This window comes from Ciceribacter ferrooxidans (assembly GCF_004137355.1).
In the GTDB taxonomy this organism is placed as follows: Bacteria; Pseudomonadota; Alphaproteobacteria; order Rhizobiales; family Rhizobiaceae; genus Allorhizobium; species Allorhizobium ferrooxidans.
Genome location: NZ_SDVB01000311.1, coordinates 96,167 through 112,235 on the forward strand (window position 1 = coordinate 96,167; position 16,069 = coordinate 112,235).

Sequence of the window (16,069 nt, forward strand, 5' to 3'; positions counted from 1 at the left end):
TGCGGCAAAGCGGCTCAGTAGCTCACTTTGCTGGTCTTCAGGAGAATGTTGCTCTCGGTGGTATTGATGCCTTCGATGAGACGGATGCGCCGCAGCGTCTCGTCGAAGGACGCGAGGTCGCGATCCTCGAGTTCGGCGACAAAGTCCCATCGGCCGTTGGTGCTGTGGAGTGCGCGCACCTCGGGCAAGCCCCGTAGCTGATGGGCAACTTTGTCCGCGAACTTGCCGACGACCTCGATCATCACGATCGCGCGGACACCGGCCGCGCGCAGCTCACTTCCGGTTTTGATGGTGAAGCCTGCGATGGTACCATCTGTAACCAGCCGGTCGATCCGTGCGGAGATGGTGGCGCGCGACGCGCCGGTCATCGCCGCAAGCGATGACACGGAGATCCTGGCATTGTGGCGCAATGCGCCGAGTATGGCGTGATCGAGATCGTCCAAGGGTCACATTCCGTCAGAATGGCTTATCACTTTGCGATATCTAACTTTCTTTTCGACACTTTTCCATCTTTTTGCCGACGCGGTGCACAGAGATAATCCCCGGAGAAGACAGGGAGCAGCGAATGCAGGCGCAGCAAAAGGCAGTGACACTGATCGGAGTGCCGGTCGAGGAAGGCTCCGGCCGCGGCGGTTGCGCGATGGGACCGGCGGCCCTCAGGATTGCCGGGATCGGGCATGTCCTGCAGGAACTCGGCTATCGCGTCAGCGATGCGGGCGATCTCCGGCCGGAACCGGCGGACGATCTCGCCACAAGCCCAAGGGCTCGCAATCTTCCTGCTGTCGCCGCGTTCACCCGCGCCCTCGAGAAGGCCACGTTCGATGCTGCCACCGCCGGCAGCTTGCCGGTAGCGCTCGGCGGCGATCACAGCCTGTCGATGGGCAGCGTTTCCGGCATGGCACGCTATGCCGGACGGGTCGGCCGCCCGCTTTTCGTCCTCTGGCTGGATGCCCATGCCGACTTCAACACGCCGGAAACCTCCCCTTCCGGTAACATGCATGGCATGCCGGTCGCCTTCTTCTGTGGTCAGGCGGAGTTCGCTCCCATCCTTCCGTCCGAGCGGCCGTTCGTCGATCCCAAGAGGGTCTATCAGGTCGGTATCCGCTCTGTGGACGAGGAGGAGCGCGTCGCGATCGCCAGACACGAGGTCAACGTGTTCGACATGCGGGCCGTGGACGAAGAGGGTGTCGGCGCAATCATGCGCAGGATTCTCGCCGAGGTCGAGGGCAGCGACGGCCTCCTGCATGTAAGCCTCGACGTCGATTTCCTCGACCCGGATGTCGCTCCAGGTGTCGGTACCACGGTACCGGGCGGTGCGACATTCCGCGAGGCGCATCTCATCATGGAGATGTTGCACGACAGCGGGCTCGTCTCCTCGCTCGACCTCGTCGAACTGAATCCCTTTCTGGACGATCGCGGCAAGAGTGCCCGCGTCCTCGTCGATCTTGCGGCGAGCCTTTTCGGCCGCCGCGTCCTCGATCGCCCCACCCGCTCCGCCTGAGCCACAAGGAACGCCGTCATGTCGCAGACAGCCGAACTCATCGCCACCGAACACCGCCTCGGCGCCCATAACTATAAGCCTCTCGACGTTGTCCTGACGCGAGGCCAGGGCGTGCACGTCTGGGACAGCGACGGAAACCGTTATCTCGATTGCCTGTCGGCTTATTCGGCCGTCAACCAGGGGCACTGCCACCCGCGCATCCTGGCGGCCATGACGGAACAGGCCTCCAAGCTGACGCTGACGTCGCGCGCGTTCCGCAACGACCAGCTCGCTCTCTTCTACGAGGAGCTTGCCGCGCTTACCGGCTCGCACAAGATCCTGCCGATGAACTCCGGCGCGGAAGCCGTCGAGACGGCGATCAAGGCGGTCCGCAAATGGGGGTACGAGGTAAAGGGTGTCGAGAAGAACAAGGCCGAGATTATCGTCTGTTCGGAAAACTTCCACGGCCGCACGCTGAGTATCATCAGCTTCTCGACCGACCCGGACGCCCGCGAAGGTTTCGGTCCTTACACCCCGGGCTTCACCATCGTTCCTTTCGGTGATGCCGCCGCGTTCGAGGCCGCGATCAACGCGAACACGGTCGGTGCCCTCATCGAACCGATCCAGGGCGAGGCCGGCGTCATCATTCCTCCGGCCGGCTATTTCCGGCGGGTGCGTGAACTCTGCACCCAGCACAACGTCACGCTGATCCTCGACGAGATCCAAACCGGGCTCGGTCGAACCGGCAAGTTGCTGGCGGAAGAGCACGAAGGCATCGAGGCGGACGTGACCCTGATCGGCAAGGCCCTCTCCGGCGGCTTCTATCCGGTCTCCGCGGTGCTTTCGAACTCCGAAGTGCTCGGAGTCCTTCAGCCTGGCCAGCACGGCTCGACTTTCGGCGGCAATCCACTCGCCTGCGCGATCGCCCGAGAAGCGCTGAAGGTACTGGTGGAGGAAGGCATGATCGAAAACGCCGAGAGGATGGGCGCATACTTCATGGACGGTCTCCGGTCGATCCGTTCCAACATGATCCGGGAAGTCCGCGGACGCGGCCTGATGATGGCGGTTGAGCTCTTGCCCGAGGCAGGCGGCGCCCGCAAGTACTGCTACGCCATGAAGGATCGCGGCATTCTCGCCAAGGATACCCACGTGAATACGATTCGCCTCGCGCCACCGCTGGTCATCACCAGGGACCAGGTGGATTGGGCAATCGAAAACATCGACGCCGTACTGTCGAAAGGCGTGTGAAGGCGGCGGGCCTTTGGCCGCTGCCGGCTGCAGTTCCCCTGTGCCGTCTCGGATTTAGATTTGAGCAACACTCTTACGCTACGGTGCACAGAGCGAGACGAGATGTCACTGCCGCAGCCCGGTCCGTCGCATCGCCGGTACGCGTTTTCATGGCGTGAGCAAGGACGTTTCGGCGCCGGTGCTCTGCGAAAGACAAAAGGACTGGGAACACACTGATGGCAACGACGATCAACTCTACGACCTTCGGCGGCGATACTCTCGAGATCATCGCCTTCCGTCTTCACGATCAGGAGTTCTGCGTGAAGACGACGACCATTCGCGAAATCCGCGGCTGGGCACCTTCGACCCCCATTCCGCATGCGCCGGCCGACGTGATCGGTGTCATGAACTTGCGCGGCTCCGTCATCCCGATCATTGATCTTGCCTACAAGCTCGGCATGAAGAGCACGGTCGCCAACGAGCGCAGCGCCATTGTGGTCGCCGAAGTTCACAACATGGTCATAGGCATGCTCGTCGATCGCGTCTCCGACATCCTGACGATCCCGAGCTCCCAGGTGCAGCCGGTGCCGGAGATTTCGGCTTCGTTCGACAAGTCCTTCTCGGAAGGCATCATCGCCACCGAGAACGGCATGATCTGTTTCCTGAACCTTTCGAAGATGTTCAAGGGCACCGAAGCCGACGACCTCGCCGCCTGATCGCAGCCCGCGATATCTTGATTTAAGGAGCCCGGCGCTATCGGGTAGCACCGGGCTTCATTGCGTGCGCATCGTCCTTCGTCAGGTGAGTTGATCGCGGACGGGGCCTGACGTACGACAGGCGGACAGAATCGTCTGAGGTTTCAACGTCATGCAACTGCTTCTCATCCACACCGGCGGCACGATCGGCATGGCGCCAGGGCCCGATGGCCTCACTCCAGTCAAAGGCCTCGTCGAAGCAGCAGTGGCAGAACGCCTGCCGGCAGGTGTTTTCCTCCCCAGCCATGTCTTCGATCCACTGATCGACAGCGCCGACATGGGGCCGGACGGATGGAATGCGATGCTTTCGGCCATCCGCGCCCACCCCGACATACCGGCTATTGTGACCCATGGTACCGACACCATGGCCTTCACCGGTGCCGCGCTTTCGCAGGCGCTTGCCGGAGAGGGCCGAAGGATCGTCCTTTGCGGCTCTATGACGCCACTCGGGATGGGCGGCGATGCCGAAGGTAACCTCGCGCTGGCGATCGAGGCGACCATGAAGACGGGTGAAGGCGTGCATCTGGCTTTTGCCGGTTCGCTGCTGCCGGCAGAGGGTCTTGTGAAACACCATAGCCACGAGGCCCTCTCCTTTCGCTCGCAGCCGCAGCTGCCACAACCGACACCGTCAAGACGCAGCTTCGACGCCCGTCGTCTCGCCATCCTGACGCTTTCGCCGGGTCTGCCGGCTGAGGCGCTGGAAGCGATCCTCGCGACGCTGGACGGCGCTGTCCTCCGCGTTTTCGGCGCAGGCACGGCACCGTCGGACCGGTGGATACTGAAGGTTCTTGCCGAGGCCGTTGCCGCGGGCAAGCGAATCCGCGCGGTCAGCCAGTGCGAAGCGGGCGGGCTGACGCCCGGAGCCTACGCCGCGGGGGCGGGTCTCTGGGCGACCGGCGTCGAGAACGGTGGACTGGAAACGCCGGAAGCAGCACTCATACGCCTCTGGCTCAATTGAAGTGAATGACAGAGGGCGGATTCTTGGTCCGCCCCCTCGAATTGGATGATCTTCCCAGCCGACTCAGCTGAAGAGCACGAATGTCTTCTGCAGCGTGATCCAGACACCCCAGAGGATCGGGAACCCGACGACGGCCCAGGCGGCCAGCGTCTTACCGTCGAATCCGCCCTTGCCGATCCCGAAGGAGCCAGTCGGGCCGACGTTGCTCGACTGGCTCTTCGCCTGCAACGCGGCGACCTCGTCGTCCGACATGAACCATTTTTCCGAGAGTGGTCTGACCAGCGTGTTGGCAATGAGCCCGAGCGCCAGCAGCCCGGCGAGGATGTACATGGTGAAGTCATAGACCTGCGCGCGAGGAATGCCGGCGGCGATCTGCGCTTCACGTATGTAGTTCACAACCACCGGCCCGATTATGCCGGCCGTCGCCCAGGCTGTCAGGAGACGACCGTGGATCGCGCCGACGAACTGCGTGCCGAAAATGTCCGCGAGATAGGCGGGAACGGTCGAAAACCCACCACCATACATGGACAGGATGACGCACAGGGCAGCGACGAAGAACACCTTGCTGCCGATGCCGGCCGCCCAGGGAGCGGAGGCATAGAGCAAAATGCCGAGCAGGAAGAAGACATAGTAGGTGTTCTTGCGCCCGAGTCTGTCGGAAAGTGACGCCCAGAAGAACCGTCCGCCGATATTGAAAAGCGAGAGCAGGCCGGTGAAGCCGGCGGCGATCGCCGCAACAGCCGCAAGCTGTTCCTTGTTAAGGTCGGCGAATTTCACGTCCGGAACGCCGATCAGCGAGCCGGCGAAAATCTCCTGCAGCATCGGCGAGGCCATGCCGATCACGCCGATCCCCGCCGATACGTTGAGGCAGAGCACGGCCCAGATCAGCCAGAATTGCGGCGTCTTGTGCGCATCGCGCAAATGGACGTGGCCGTGTGTAATCATGGCGTTTCCGGTGACCTTCGGCTGCCAGCCGTCCGGGCGCCACCCGGCGGGCGGAATGCGGTAGCCGAAGGCACCACCCATCATGAACACGAAGTAGACGCCAGCCATGACGACGAACGTCTGCCAGACGCCGACGGAGGTCTCGCTCCTGAAGACGTTCATCAGCATGTCGGCAAGCGGTGCACCGATCATCGCGCCGCCGCCGAAGCCCATGATGGCCATCCCTGTCGCCATCCCACGACGGTCGGGAAACCACTTAATCAGCGTCGAGACGGGTGAGATATAGCCGAGACCCAGGCCGATACCGCCGATCACGCCTGCACCGATCCACATCAACCAGAGTTGATGGAAGATGACGCCGAGTGCGGCAATCAGAATGCCTCCGCACCAGCAGCAGGCCGAGACGAAGCCGGCGCGGCGGGGGCCGACCCGCTCCAGCCAGCCGCCCCAGATCGCGGCGGACGAACCGAGCAGGACGAAGAAGAGCGTATAGATCCAGCCGAGGTCACTCACCCGCCAGTCGCATGTCGTGGTGAAGAGGGCCGAGAAAAGCGTGAGATCGGCACAGGCAACCGACTGGTTGATTCCGATCGACTTGGTCAGCGGTAGCCAGAAAACCGAGAAGCCGTAAGCCATGCCGATGCAGAGATGAATGGCGAGCGCCGCCGGCGGCACGAGCCAGCGATTGAAGCCCGGTTTTGCGATGATGCGTTCGCGATCGAGCAAGCCCGCACCGTAACCGTCGGTTAGTGTTTCCGTTGTGGCAGTCATTCCTGTTCTCCTCCCTTCCGCCGGTCGAAGCCGGCGGGTCCATCTGCTTGCAGGCAGACCGGCACTCGTCTCCGTCTACGAAAACGCTGCGCTCTGCCTCCCCAGCGATGTCGCGCAAACGACTCGCTCTCCCGCATCCGGCGACCGAATGTCGGACGATGCGCCAGATGCGGGAGTTACGGAGCAACCCGCGTGCCAGAAAACGGTCCTAGATTTTTCAGTGCGTTAGATCGCGCCCGCTCAGAAATTCGGACATTTTGTCCGGGTAGGGTGCGACATTTTGTCCGGGAAAGACTGCGTCAATCCGCTTCGGGAAGCCAGATCGTGAAAGTGGTTCCCTCTCCCAGATGGCTCTCGGCGGTCAAGCTGCCGCCCTGTCGCGTAACCAGCGTTTGACTGATCGACAGGCCGAGACCCGTTCCGTCCTGTCGCTTGGTGGTAAAGAAGGGATCGAAAATGCGGTGCAGCACGTCGGGTGCCATCCCGACGCCGGTGTCCGTCACCTCGATCGCGACACCTCGCCGCCGCTCGCGATCCTCGTCTCGACTCTTCAGTGTCAGCGTCCCACCGTCCGGCATGGCGTGGATGGCGTTGACGATGAGGTTCACCAACACTTGCTGCAGCTCCGTGCGGTTCATCAATATGCGGCGCGTGGCAGCATCCTTCCGCGAGACCGCGATCGCGCCCTTGTTCAGCAAGTGCTGCACGAGCGGCAGGCAGTCGGAAACGACGTCGGCCACCGCGTGCCGCTCGACATAGCCGGCATATTCCTCAGGCTTCGCGAATTGCAGGAGTCTCGTCACGATCTGACTGATCCGGTGAATCTGCTCGTCGATCAGACGAAACTCGGTCGCGACGCCCTTGCTCTCGGCGGCGAGAACGCTGCGAACCACATCGAGATTGCCCTGCATGACCGCTATCGGATTGTTGATCTCGTGGGCGACACCGGCCGTGATTTCACCGATGGCCGCCAGCTTCTCGGACATGATCAGTTGCTTCGTGGTCGCCTCGAGCTGCCTGTTGGCGACTTCGAGTTCATGTGTCCTAGCCGCCACCCGGGCATTGAGTTCGTCGTTCCAGGCCCGGAGTTCGCGATCACGCTGCTGGACCTGATCCAGCAGCGTATCGAGATGGTGCGCAACGCGGCCGATTTCGTCATCGGCGCGCGCAAGGCCGGTGCGTGCACCAAGATCGCCCTCCTCCACCCTGCCGATGGTTGCGGTCATGCGCTCGAGCGGCTTGAAGATTCCTCGTGCCCAGCGCAGAAAGATCGGAACACTCGCACCGGTCACGGCAAGGAATGCAAGACCGATACCGATCAGGGTCTCCATTTTGGCGCGTGCAAACGGCGCTTCCAGGAAGCCGACATAGAGCATGCCGACCCGCTTGCCGTAGCTGTCGCTGATCGGCTCGTAGGCGGAGACATACCAGTCGTTGACGACGAAGGCGCTATCGAGCCAGACCCGACCCTGGTCGAGTACCGCCTCGCGGACCGCTTTCGACACCCGCGTGCCGAGTGCCCGCTTGTTCTCGAAGAGCCGGACATTCGTGCTGATTCGCACGTCATCGAGAAAAAGCGTCGCGGTTCCGCGGCTGCCGGCCGGAAGGCTGGCTTCGCGGTAGACGAGATCATTGATCGTGTCGATGAAGACGAGATTCTGGTTGAGCAGGATTCCACCGACCAGCGCGACGGTTCCGCGACCCGGCACGAAGGCGGGGCTCGCGGAATGGACGACCATGCCGCGGTTCTCGATGGTTCGGTCGGTCGGAAGCGCGTTCGGCGTCGGCACAAGCTCCAGCCGCGCTTGAGACGCTAGGTTAGACGAGATCGCGGCCAGTTCTTCGTTGGTGAAGATGTCGATGGCGGTACTCGCACGGCCGGAGAGCGCAGCCTGCACGACCGGCCAGTCGCTGCGGATCGGTGCAGCGGCTCCCAAGGGTGGAGAGGCAGAAAACGGGCCTCCGCTGCCAATGACCATCAGGAAATCCAGCCCGAGCCGCTTGCGGTTTTCTTCGAGAAACGCCGGCAGTGTGCTGGTCCCGTCCCGGACGACGATGTCGCGGAAACCGGCCGAGTCCGTGAGCGCCTTCAGGTGTTCGCCGGTGTTTTCGAGAATCCGGGACAGATATTGGTGCGCGATCGTGAGATCACCGTTCACCTTGGAGGTCAGGAGCGCGTCGAACTTGGCTTCCCATCGCGCCATGGTGATCGCAAGCAGCACGGGCAGTATGACGAGCGTCGGCAGCAGTGCGATGGCAAGCAAACGAAAGCGGATCGATGAGCCGCCCACACTAGGCGTGACAGATGCCGTGGGCTTAGACATTCCAAGCCGCGCATTTGCGATCGATCGTCTTGCGCGAGATTCCCAACCGCCGTGCTGCCTCGTCGCGATTGCCACCAACCTCCTGGAGAACCGCTAGGATGTGTCGCCGTTCGACATCTTCGAGTGTCGAAGCACCGAACGCGGCGGGGGAACGATGACCTCGGAAGTCTTCGGGGAAGGCACCTAGGATCAACGACCGCTCGATGAGATTCCGCAATTCGCGAACATTTCCGGGCCAGCGATAGCGCAGGAGCGCGGCCGTCACGTCGGCTTCAATGGCCACCGGTGGCATGCCGAGTTGCTGGGACAGCTTGTCCATGAACAGTCGAGCGAGCTCGAGCACATCACCATCCCTCTCGCGGAGAGGTGGGAGAAAGAGCTGCATCACATTGATCCGGTAGAACAGATCGGCGCGGAAGTTACCCTGTTTGACCTGCGCTTCGAGGTCAGCATTCGTCGCGAATATGAGACGGAGATCGACCGGAACTTCACGCTCGGCCCCGACCGGACGTATGCGTCTGTCTTCGATCGCCCGCAGCAATTTGCTCTGGGTCGCGAGCGGCATCTCGCCGATCTCGTCGAGGAAGAGCGTCCCGCCCTGGGCATGCATGAACAGCCCCTCGCGGTTCATCTCCGCTCCCGTGAAAGCTCCCTTGAGATGACCGAAGAGCTCGGACTCGATCATGTCAGGCGGGATCGCGGCACAATTGACAGGCACGAAGGGCTTCTCCGCGCGATCCGACAACGCGTGGATCGATCGCGCTGCGACCTCCTTGCCGGTTCCCGATTCACCGCTGAGCAGCACGGTGGTCGGCAGAGGCGCCACCTTTGCAATCGTCTCACGAACACGGCGGATGGCCGGGGATTCACCGATTAGCTTGTCGCGAAGGAGAATATGATCGGAGGTCGCACGCAGTTCGTAGCGCAGAACGAAATTCTCGCGCTGCAGCCGCATGCGGTCGAGACAACGGGCGACGGCGTTGAGGATCTGGTTGGAGCGGAAGGGCTTCAGCACAAAGTCGACCGCACCGGCACGTAGCGCCTGGATCGCCGTCTCGAGATCTGCATAGGCCGTCATGAGGATCGCGTCGGCATAAAAGCCGATCGACCTTTGCTCGACCAGCCAATCGACGCCGTTCCTGCCCGGCATGATGTTGTCGAGGATGACGACGTCGAAGTGGTTCCGGTCGAGCTTGCGGGACGCTTCGTCCGTATCGGCCGCCTCCTCGATCCGCTTGCAGCGCGGCCCGAGGGTACGAACGAGAAAATTACGCATTCCCGGCTCATCGTCGACCACGAGAATCGACGCTTGCGCAAGCCATGGCCCGAATTCGGGCGCACGTTCGGCGGCGGCCGACTTCCGTACCGTCTCTGCCCGCACGCGCCTCTCCCATCCCGTCGATCAGATTACCGTCATGAATAGCAGAGAAGGTGAAGTCACAAAAGCCACGGGACAGGTTTGTGAACGATCGACAACACTATGCCGGTTGGGGTCGCTTGATCAGTTTCGCGGCATCGAGAACCAGCGGATCGAGGCCGGCTCCGCCTGCGTCGATGATCTCGAACAGTTGCCGACGCATGCGCGGCTCCCAGAACTTGTTGATGTGCGTGGCAACACCATCGATCCGCGTCGCCTCCGGCTGGGAGGCGAAGAAAGACGCGATCTGGTTTGCCATCCGAACCAGCTTTTCAGCGGTATGCTCATGCGACATCGGCAACGGCTCCTGGAAACGATATGCGGTCAGCGTAGGTGAAAACTTCGAAATCTTCGCCGCGAACGACGGCGACGAGCGTCACGCCAGCCTGCTCGGCCGTCTCGATCGCAAGAAGTGTCGGGGCTGAGACAGCAAGCAGGAACCGACTTCCGAGGACCGCCGCCTTCTGGACCATCTCGACCGAGAGGCGGCTGGTGACAACGACTGCACCGTCCCCGCCGCGAAGGCCAGCCCCGGCGACGGCTCCGCAGAGCTTGTCGAGGGCGTTGTGACGCCCGACGTCTTCACGGATTGCGACCACCCCTTTTCCCGGCACGTAGAAGCCGGCGCCATGGACGGCGTGCGTCTGCCGGTTGAGGTGTTGCGCCGCACCCAGCGCCCGGACCGCCTCCACGATCTCCTCCGAGCGCAGGCGCAGCTCGCCATCACCGACGAACCGCACTGGCCTCAGCGCCTGTTCGATCGATTCGATTCCACACAGACCGCAGCCGACGGGTCCCGCCATGTGTCGGCGACGTGCGTGAAGGGCGTCGGCGACCGGTTCGGCGAGCGTCACCTGCACGTCAATACCGCGCCCCTCGTCAACGATATCTATACCGACGATCTCCGCCGGATCGGCGATGATACCCTCGGTGAGGCTGAACCCGACGGCAAAATCCTTAAGGTCCGCCGGCGTCGCCATCATGACGGCATGGGTGGTGCCGCCATAGCTGAAAGCAATCGGAACCTCGTCGGAAACCACGCGCTCGCCGCTCCGCACACTGCCTGCCCGGAGGACAAACTCCGGTACAGGCACAGCGGCGAGGCGTTTTGGGTTCATTCCGCAGCCTCCAGCTTCCCGGCGATACGGCGCGACTTCCGCGACAGGTCTTCGTAGTCACGCTGCCAGTCCGATGGACCATTGGAAGGTGAAACCTGTACTGCGGTCACCTTGTATTCCGGGCAGTTGGTCGCCCAGTCCGAGTAATCGGTGGTGATGACATTCGCTTGCGTTTCGGGATGGTGGAAGGTGGTATAGACGACGCCCGGCGAGACGCGTTCGGTGATCAGCGCCCGAAGCGTCGTTTCACCTGCACGGCTGGCGAGCCGCACCCAGTCGCCGTCCTTGATGCCACGCTGTTCGGCATCGTGCGGGTGGATTTCAAGTCGGTCCTCTTCGTGCCAAACGACGTTCTCCGTGCGGCGGGTCTGCGCGCCGACATTGTACTGTGACAGGATACGGCCGGTGGTCAGAAGCAGAGGGAAACGCGGGCCGGTGCGTTCGTCCGTCGCAACATATTCCGTACGAATGAACTTGCCCTTGCCACGAACGAAGCCGTTGACGTGCATGATCGGCGACCCTTCGGGGAACTTCTCGTTGCACGGCCACTGCACCGAACCCATCTTCTCCAGGAGATCGTAGGTCACGCTGGCGAAACTCGGCGTCGTTGCGGCGATCTCGTCCATGATCTCCGACGGATGGCTGTAATTCCACGGCAAGCCCATGGCCTGGGCGAGCATCTGCGTCACTTCCCAGTCGGCATAACCGTTCTTCGGCGACATGACCTTGCGCACGCGGTTGATGCGTCGCTCGGCATTGGTGAACGTGCCGTCCTTTTCCAGGAAAGTTGAGCCCGGCAGGAAGACATGGGCGTAGTTGGCCGTCTCGTTGAGGAACAGGTCGTGCACCACAACGCATTCCATGGCGGCAAGGCCGGCCGAGACATGCCTGGTGTCGGGATCGGACTGCAGGATGTCCTCGCCCTGGATATAGATGCCCTTGAACGAGCCGTCGACGGCGGCATCGAGCATGTTCGGGATGCGCAGGCCCGGCTCGCTGTCGAGCTTGACGCCCCAGAGCTTCTCGAAGGTGTCACGCGTGGCATCGTCCGATATATGCCGATAGCCCGGCAGTTCGTGCGGGAAGGAGCCCATGTCGCAGGAACCCTGCACGTTGTTCTGCCCGCGCAGCGGATTCACGCCGACGCCCGGGCGACCGATATTGCCGGTCGCCATGGCAAGGTTGGCGATCGCCATGACGGTCGTCGAACCCTGGCTGTGCTCGGTGACGCCGAGGCCGTAATAGATCGCGCCATTGCCGCCCCGGGCATAGAGCCGGGCCGCACCGCGCACGAGATCTGCCGATACGCCAGTGAATTTTTCGGTCTCCTCCGGCGAATGCCGCGGCTCGGAAACGAAGGCGGCCCAGTCCTCGAACTCGGACCAGTCGCAGCGCTCGCGGATGAAGGCCTCATTGAACAGGCCTTCGGTTACGATCACATGGGCGAGCGCTGTGACGACCGCGACATTGGTGCCGGGCTTGAGCGGCAGGTGGAAGTCCGCCTTGGCATGGACCGAATTCACGGTCTCGGTCTCGCGGGGATCTAGCACGATCAGCTTCGCGCCCTGGCGGATCCGCTTCTTCATGCGCGAGGCGAAGACCGGATGCGCCGCCGACGGGTTGGCGCCGATCACCATGATGACATCGGAGTGGTCGATCGAATCGAAGTCCTGCGTGCCGGCCGACGTGCCGAAGGCCTGGCCGAGACCGTAGCCGGTTGGCGAGTGGCAGACGCGGGCGCACGTATCGACATTGTTGTTGCCGAACCCGGCACGCACCAGCTTCTGCACGAGGAAGGTCTCCTCGTTGGTGCAACGGGACGAGGTGATGCCGCCGATCGAATCACGACCGTATTGGTATTGTATGCGGCGGAACTCGGAGGCGACATGTGCGAGTGCTTCCTCCCAGGTCACTTCGCGCCAGGGGTCTGTGATCTTTTCACGGATCATCGGATTCAGAATACGATCCTGATGCGTCGCATATCCCCAGGCGAAACGCCCTTTGACGCAGGAATGGCCACGGTTCGCCTTGCCGTCCTTCCACGGCACCATGCGGACAAGCTCCTCGCCACGCATCTCCGCCTTGAAGGAACAGCCGACGCCGCAATAGGCACAGGTGGTAACAACGGAGTGCTCCGGCTGGCCGATCTCGATGACGGACTTCTCGATGAGAGTCGCCGTCGGACAGGCCTGCACGCAGGCGCCGCAGGAGACGCATTCCGAGGAGAGGAAATCCTCGTGCATGCCGGACGAGACCCGGCTGTCGAATCCGCGCCCCTCGATCGTCAGCGCGAACGTGCCCTGCACTTCCTCGCAGGCCCGCACACAGCGCGAGCAGACGATGCACTTCGCCGGATCATAGGTGAAGTAAGGGTTGGACTCGTCCTTCGGCATCCATTTCGCGTTGATGTCGCCGTCGTTGCGTGCCCTGACGTGATTATCGCCCTCATAACCATAGCGGACATCCCGCAGACCGACGGCACCCGCCATGTCTTGCAACTCGCAGTCGCCATTGGCCGCGCAGGTGAGACAGTCGAGCGGGTGGTCGGAGATGTAGAGCTCCATCACCCCCTTGCGGATCTGCTTCAACCGGTCGGTCTGGGTGTGGACCACCATGCCCTCGACCGCCGGCGTCGTGCAGGAAGCCGGCGTGCCGGCGCGTCCGTCGATCTCCACGAGACAGAGACGGCAGGAGCCGAAAGCGTCCATCATGTCCGTCGCGCAGAGTTTCGGCACCTCGATACCGGCTTCCATCGAAGCCCGCATGATTGAGGTGCCTGCGGGAACAGTGACGCGCTTCCCATCGACGGTCAGCGTGACGGTGTTCTCCGACCTGGAAGCCGGAGTGCCGTAATCGATTTCAGGAACGAGGGGCATGGCGAGCCTCCTGGTTGAAAACAAAAGAAAAGGTCCGGCAGAGAGCGACGATCATCCTTGTCATTCCGCTGCCTCCTTGACGGGCGCCGGCACGAAATCCTCCGGGAAGTGCTTGAGCGCACTCATTACCGGGTAGGGTGTGAAGCCGCCGAGCGCGCAGAGCGAGCCGAACTTCATTGTGTTGCAGAGATCGGCCAGCAGCGCCTTGTTCTGCTCCGGTTCTATACCATGCGCGATCCTGTCAACGGTTTCGACGCCGCGGATCGAACCGATCCGGCAAGGCGTGCACTTGCCGCAGCTCTCGATCGCGCAGAATTCCATCGCAAAACGCGCCTGCTTCAGCATGTCGGCGGTGTCGTCGAAAACGACGATCCCAGCATGACCGATGAGGCCGTCGCGGGCGGCGAACGCCTCGTAGTCGAAGATCGTATCGAAGAGCGAGGGCGGGAAATAGGCCCCCAGCGGGCCGCCGACCTGCACAGCCTTGACCGGACGTCCGCTCAGGGTGCCACCGCCGATATCGTTGACGATCTCCCCCAGTGAGAGACCAAAAGCCGTCTCGTAAAGACCACTGTGCTTGACGTTGCCGGCAAGCTGGATCGGAATCGTGCCATGGGAACGGCCGACCCCGAAATCCCGATAGAAGGTCGGGCCACGATCGAGAATGACGGGAACGGACGCGAGCGAAATCACGTTGTTCACCACCGTCGGACAGCCGAAGAGCCCCTGTAGAGCCGGCAGCGGCGGCTTCGCCCTGACGATCCCGCGCTTGCCTTCGAGACTGTTCAGCAGGGACGTCTCCTCGCCGCAGACATAGGCGCCCGCGCCTTCACGGACTTCCATGTCGAAAGCGCGGCCGGAACCGAGGATGGAGAGACCGAGCAGATTTGCCTCTCGAGCGATCGTGATCGCCTGCCGCATCGTCGCGATGGCGTGAGGATACTCCGACCGGGTATAGACGTATCCCTTGGTCGCACCCGTCGCCATTCCGGCAATAATCATGCCTTCGATCAGCATGAACGGATCGCCTTCCATCACCATGCGGTCCGAAAACGTCCCGGAATCACCTTCGTCGGCATTGCAGACGATGTATTTCGTCGTGCCCGGGGCATCCAGAACCGTCTTCCACTTGATGCCGGTCGGGAACCCCGCACCACCGCGGCCGCGCAAGCCACTCTCGGTGACAGCGGCGACGATCTCGCCAGGAGACATCGTCAGCGCCTTTTCGAGCCCCTTGAGGCCGCTATAGCCGCGGAAGTCCTCGAGCGACAAGGGATCGGTGACACCGCAACGAGCGAACGTGAGACGCGTCTGGTTGCGCAGGAAGGGGATGTCTCTGGTCCGCCCCTGGCAAAGCGGGTGGGCACCGCCCTCCAGGAAACCGGCAGCAAACAGTCCCGGCACGTCGCCGGGACGGACGGGACCATAGGCGATGCGTCCGTGTTCGGTCCTCACTTCCACCATGGGCTCAAGCCAGAGAAGGCCGCGCGAACCGTTGCGGACGACACGGGCGTCGACACCACGCATCTCGATTTCGCGGGAGATCGCCGCGGCGACCTTGTCCGCACCCACGGCAAGGGCGGCAGCATCGCAGGGGACGAATACGGTTATGGTCATCGACGCACCTCCGCGACCAGCGCCTCGCAGCCTTCGCTGTCCAACCGAGCGTATACCTCGCCGTCGAGCATTGCCGACGGCGCACAGGCGCATAAGCCCAGACAGAAAACCGGTTCCACGGTTACGGCACCGTCGGCCGTCGTACCGCCCCACTCCACATCGAGCGCCCTTTTCAATTCGTCTGCGAGACGGTCCGCTCCCATCGACTGACACGCCTCTCCGCGACAGAGCTTGAGCACGTGCCGACCGGAAGGTTCCGAACGGAAATCGTGATAGAAAGAAACGACGCCATGCACCTCGGCGCGAGAAAGATTGAGGGCATGCGCAATGAGGGGCTTTGCATCTTCCGGAATGAAGCCGAACGCTTCCTGGATCGCATGCAGGATCGGAAGCAATGGCCCTTCCGAGCGCTTGTGCGCTTCGATGATCGCACTCGTGCGAGACAAAACGTCATCCACCGATGACCGTATATTCATGATCAGTCCTCCCAAACCGACACGAAATGGCTTCAGCGGGTCGTGTTGAACCGTTTGGGGCGTGCCGGTCTTCTGTTCAGTAGCTGTACCGCTCAGTGCGCGAGA

13 protein-coding genes are annotated in these 16,069 nt (G+C 62.4%); 4 read left to right on the plus strand and 9 right to left on the minus strand.

The features are described from left to right. Nucleotides 1–14 precede the first annotated feature (14 nt). Nucleotides 15–443 carry an Lrp/AsnC family transcriptional regulator gene (locus EUU22_RS20640; protein WP_129333865.1) on the minus strand — a complete coding sequence of 143 codons (429 nt, stop codon included), beginning with the start codon at nt 441–443 and terminating at the stop codon, nt 15–17. A 122-nt stretch (nt 444–565) separates the two neighbouring features. On the opposite strand from EUU22_RS20640, the gene rocF reads away from it, so the two are divergent. The 4 genes from rocF (at nt 566) to EUU22_RS20660 (ending at nt 4,420) form a co-directional block, all read left to right on the plus strand. Continuing rightward, nucleotides 566–1,501 (plus strand): arginase, encoded by a 936-nt coding sequence (rocF, locus tag EUU22_RS20645; RefSeq protein WP_129333866.1) that lies wholly within the window; start codon nt 566–568, stop codon nt 1,499–1,501. Between the two features lie 18 nt (nt 1,502–1,519). Further along, nucleotides 1,520–2,728: an ornithine--oxo-acid transaminase gene (gene rocD / locus EUU22_RS20650; RefSeq protein WP_129333867.1), complete on the plus strand. Its 1,209-nt coding sequence runs from the start codon at nt 1,520–1,522 to the stop codon at nt 2,726–2,728. 215 nt (nt 2,729–2,943) lie between these two features. After that, nucleotides 2,944–3,423 carry a chemotaxis protein CheW gene (locus EUU22_RS20655; RefSeq protein WP_112686511.1) on the plus strand — a complete coding sequence of 160 codons (480 nt, stop codon included), beginning with the start codon at nt 2,944–2,946 and terminating at the stop codon, nt 3,421–3,423. A 151-nt stretch (nt 3,424–3,574) separates the two neighbouring features. Further along, entirely contained in the window at nt 3,575–4,420 is an 846-nt protein-coding gene (locus EUU22_RS20660; protein WP_129333868.1) for an asparaginase domain-containing protein, read from the plus strand. A 63-nt stretch (nt 4,421–4,483) separates the two neighbouring features. On the opposite strand, the gene EUU22_RS20665 is transcribed toward EUU22_RS20660, so the two are convergent. From EUU22_RS20665 to EUU22_RS20700, 8 genes are all read right to left on the minus strand, one after another. Then, complete coding sequence (locus EUU22_RS20665; protein WP_129333869.1) at nt 4,484–6,136, minus strand: OFA family MFS transporter; 1,653 nt, start codon at nt 6,134–6,136, stop codon at nt 4,484–4,486. Nucleotides 6,137–6,435: 299 nt separating this feature from the next. Continuing rightward, nucleotides 6,436–8,460, minus strand: a complete 2,025-nt coding sequence (locus EUU22_RS20670; protein ID WP_129333870.1) for a sensor histidine kinase — start codon at nt 8,458–8,460, stop codon at nt 6,436–6,438. Further along, entirely contained in the window at nt 8,453–9,841 is a 1,389-nt protein-coding gene (locus EUU22_RS20675; protein WP_129333871.1) for a sigma-54-dependent transcriptional regulator, read from the minus strand. The genes EUU22_RS20670 and EUU22_RS20675 overlap by 8 nt, the downstream gene beginning before the upstream one ends. Before the next feature lie 97 nt (nt 9,842–9,938). Next, nucleotides 9,939–10,172, minus strand: coding sequence for a formate dehydrogenase subunit delta (locus tag EUU22_RS20680; protein ID WP_129333872.1), 234 nt, complete (start codon nt 10,170–10,172; stop codon nt 9,939–9,941). Then, the gene (fdhD, locus tag EUU22_RS20685) at nt 10,162–10,995 is read right to left on the minus strand and encodes a formate dehydrogenase accessory sulfurtransferase FdhD (protein WP_129333873.1); all 834 of its coding nucleotides are present in this window, start codon (nt 10,993–10,995) and stop codon (nt 10,162–10,164) included. Before fdhD ends, EUU22_RS20680 begins: the two co-directional genes overlap by 11 nt. Then, nucleotides 10,992–13,871 carry a formate dehydrogenase subunit alpha gene (gene fdhF, locus EUU22_RS20690; RefSeq protein ID WP_129333874.1) on the minus strand — a complete coding sequence of 960 codons (2,880 nt, stop codon included), beginning with the start codon at nt 13,869–13,871 and terminating at the stop codon, nt 10,992–10,994. The genes fdhD and fdhF overlap by 4 nt, the downstream gene beginning before the upstream one ends. A gap of 60 nt (nt 13,872–13,931) precedes the next feature. Further along, complete coding sequence (locus tag EUU22_RS20695; RefSeq protein ID WP_129333875.1) at nt 13,932–15,488, minus strand: formate dehydrogenase beta subunit; 1,557 nt, start codon at nt 15,486–15,488, stop codon at nt 13,932–13,934. Next, on the minus strand, nt 15,485–15,964 hold the full coding sequence (locus EUU22_RS20700) for a formate dehydrogenase subunit gamma (RefSeq protein ID WP_129333876.1): 480 nt from the start codon (nt 15,962–15,964) through the stop codon (nt 15,485–15,487). Before EUU22_RS20700 ends, EUU22_RS20695 begins: the two co-directional genes overlap by 4 nt. Nucleotides 15,965–16,069: the final 105 nt, after the last annotated feature.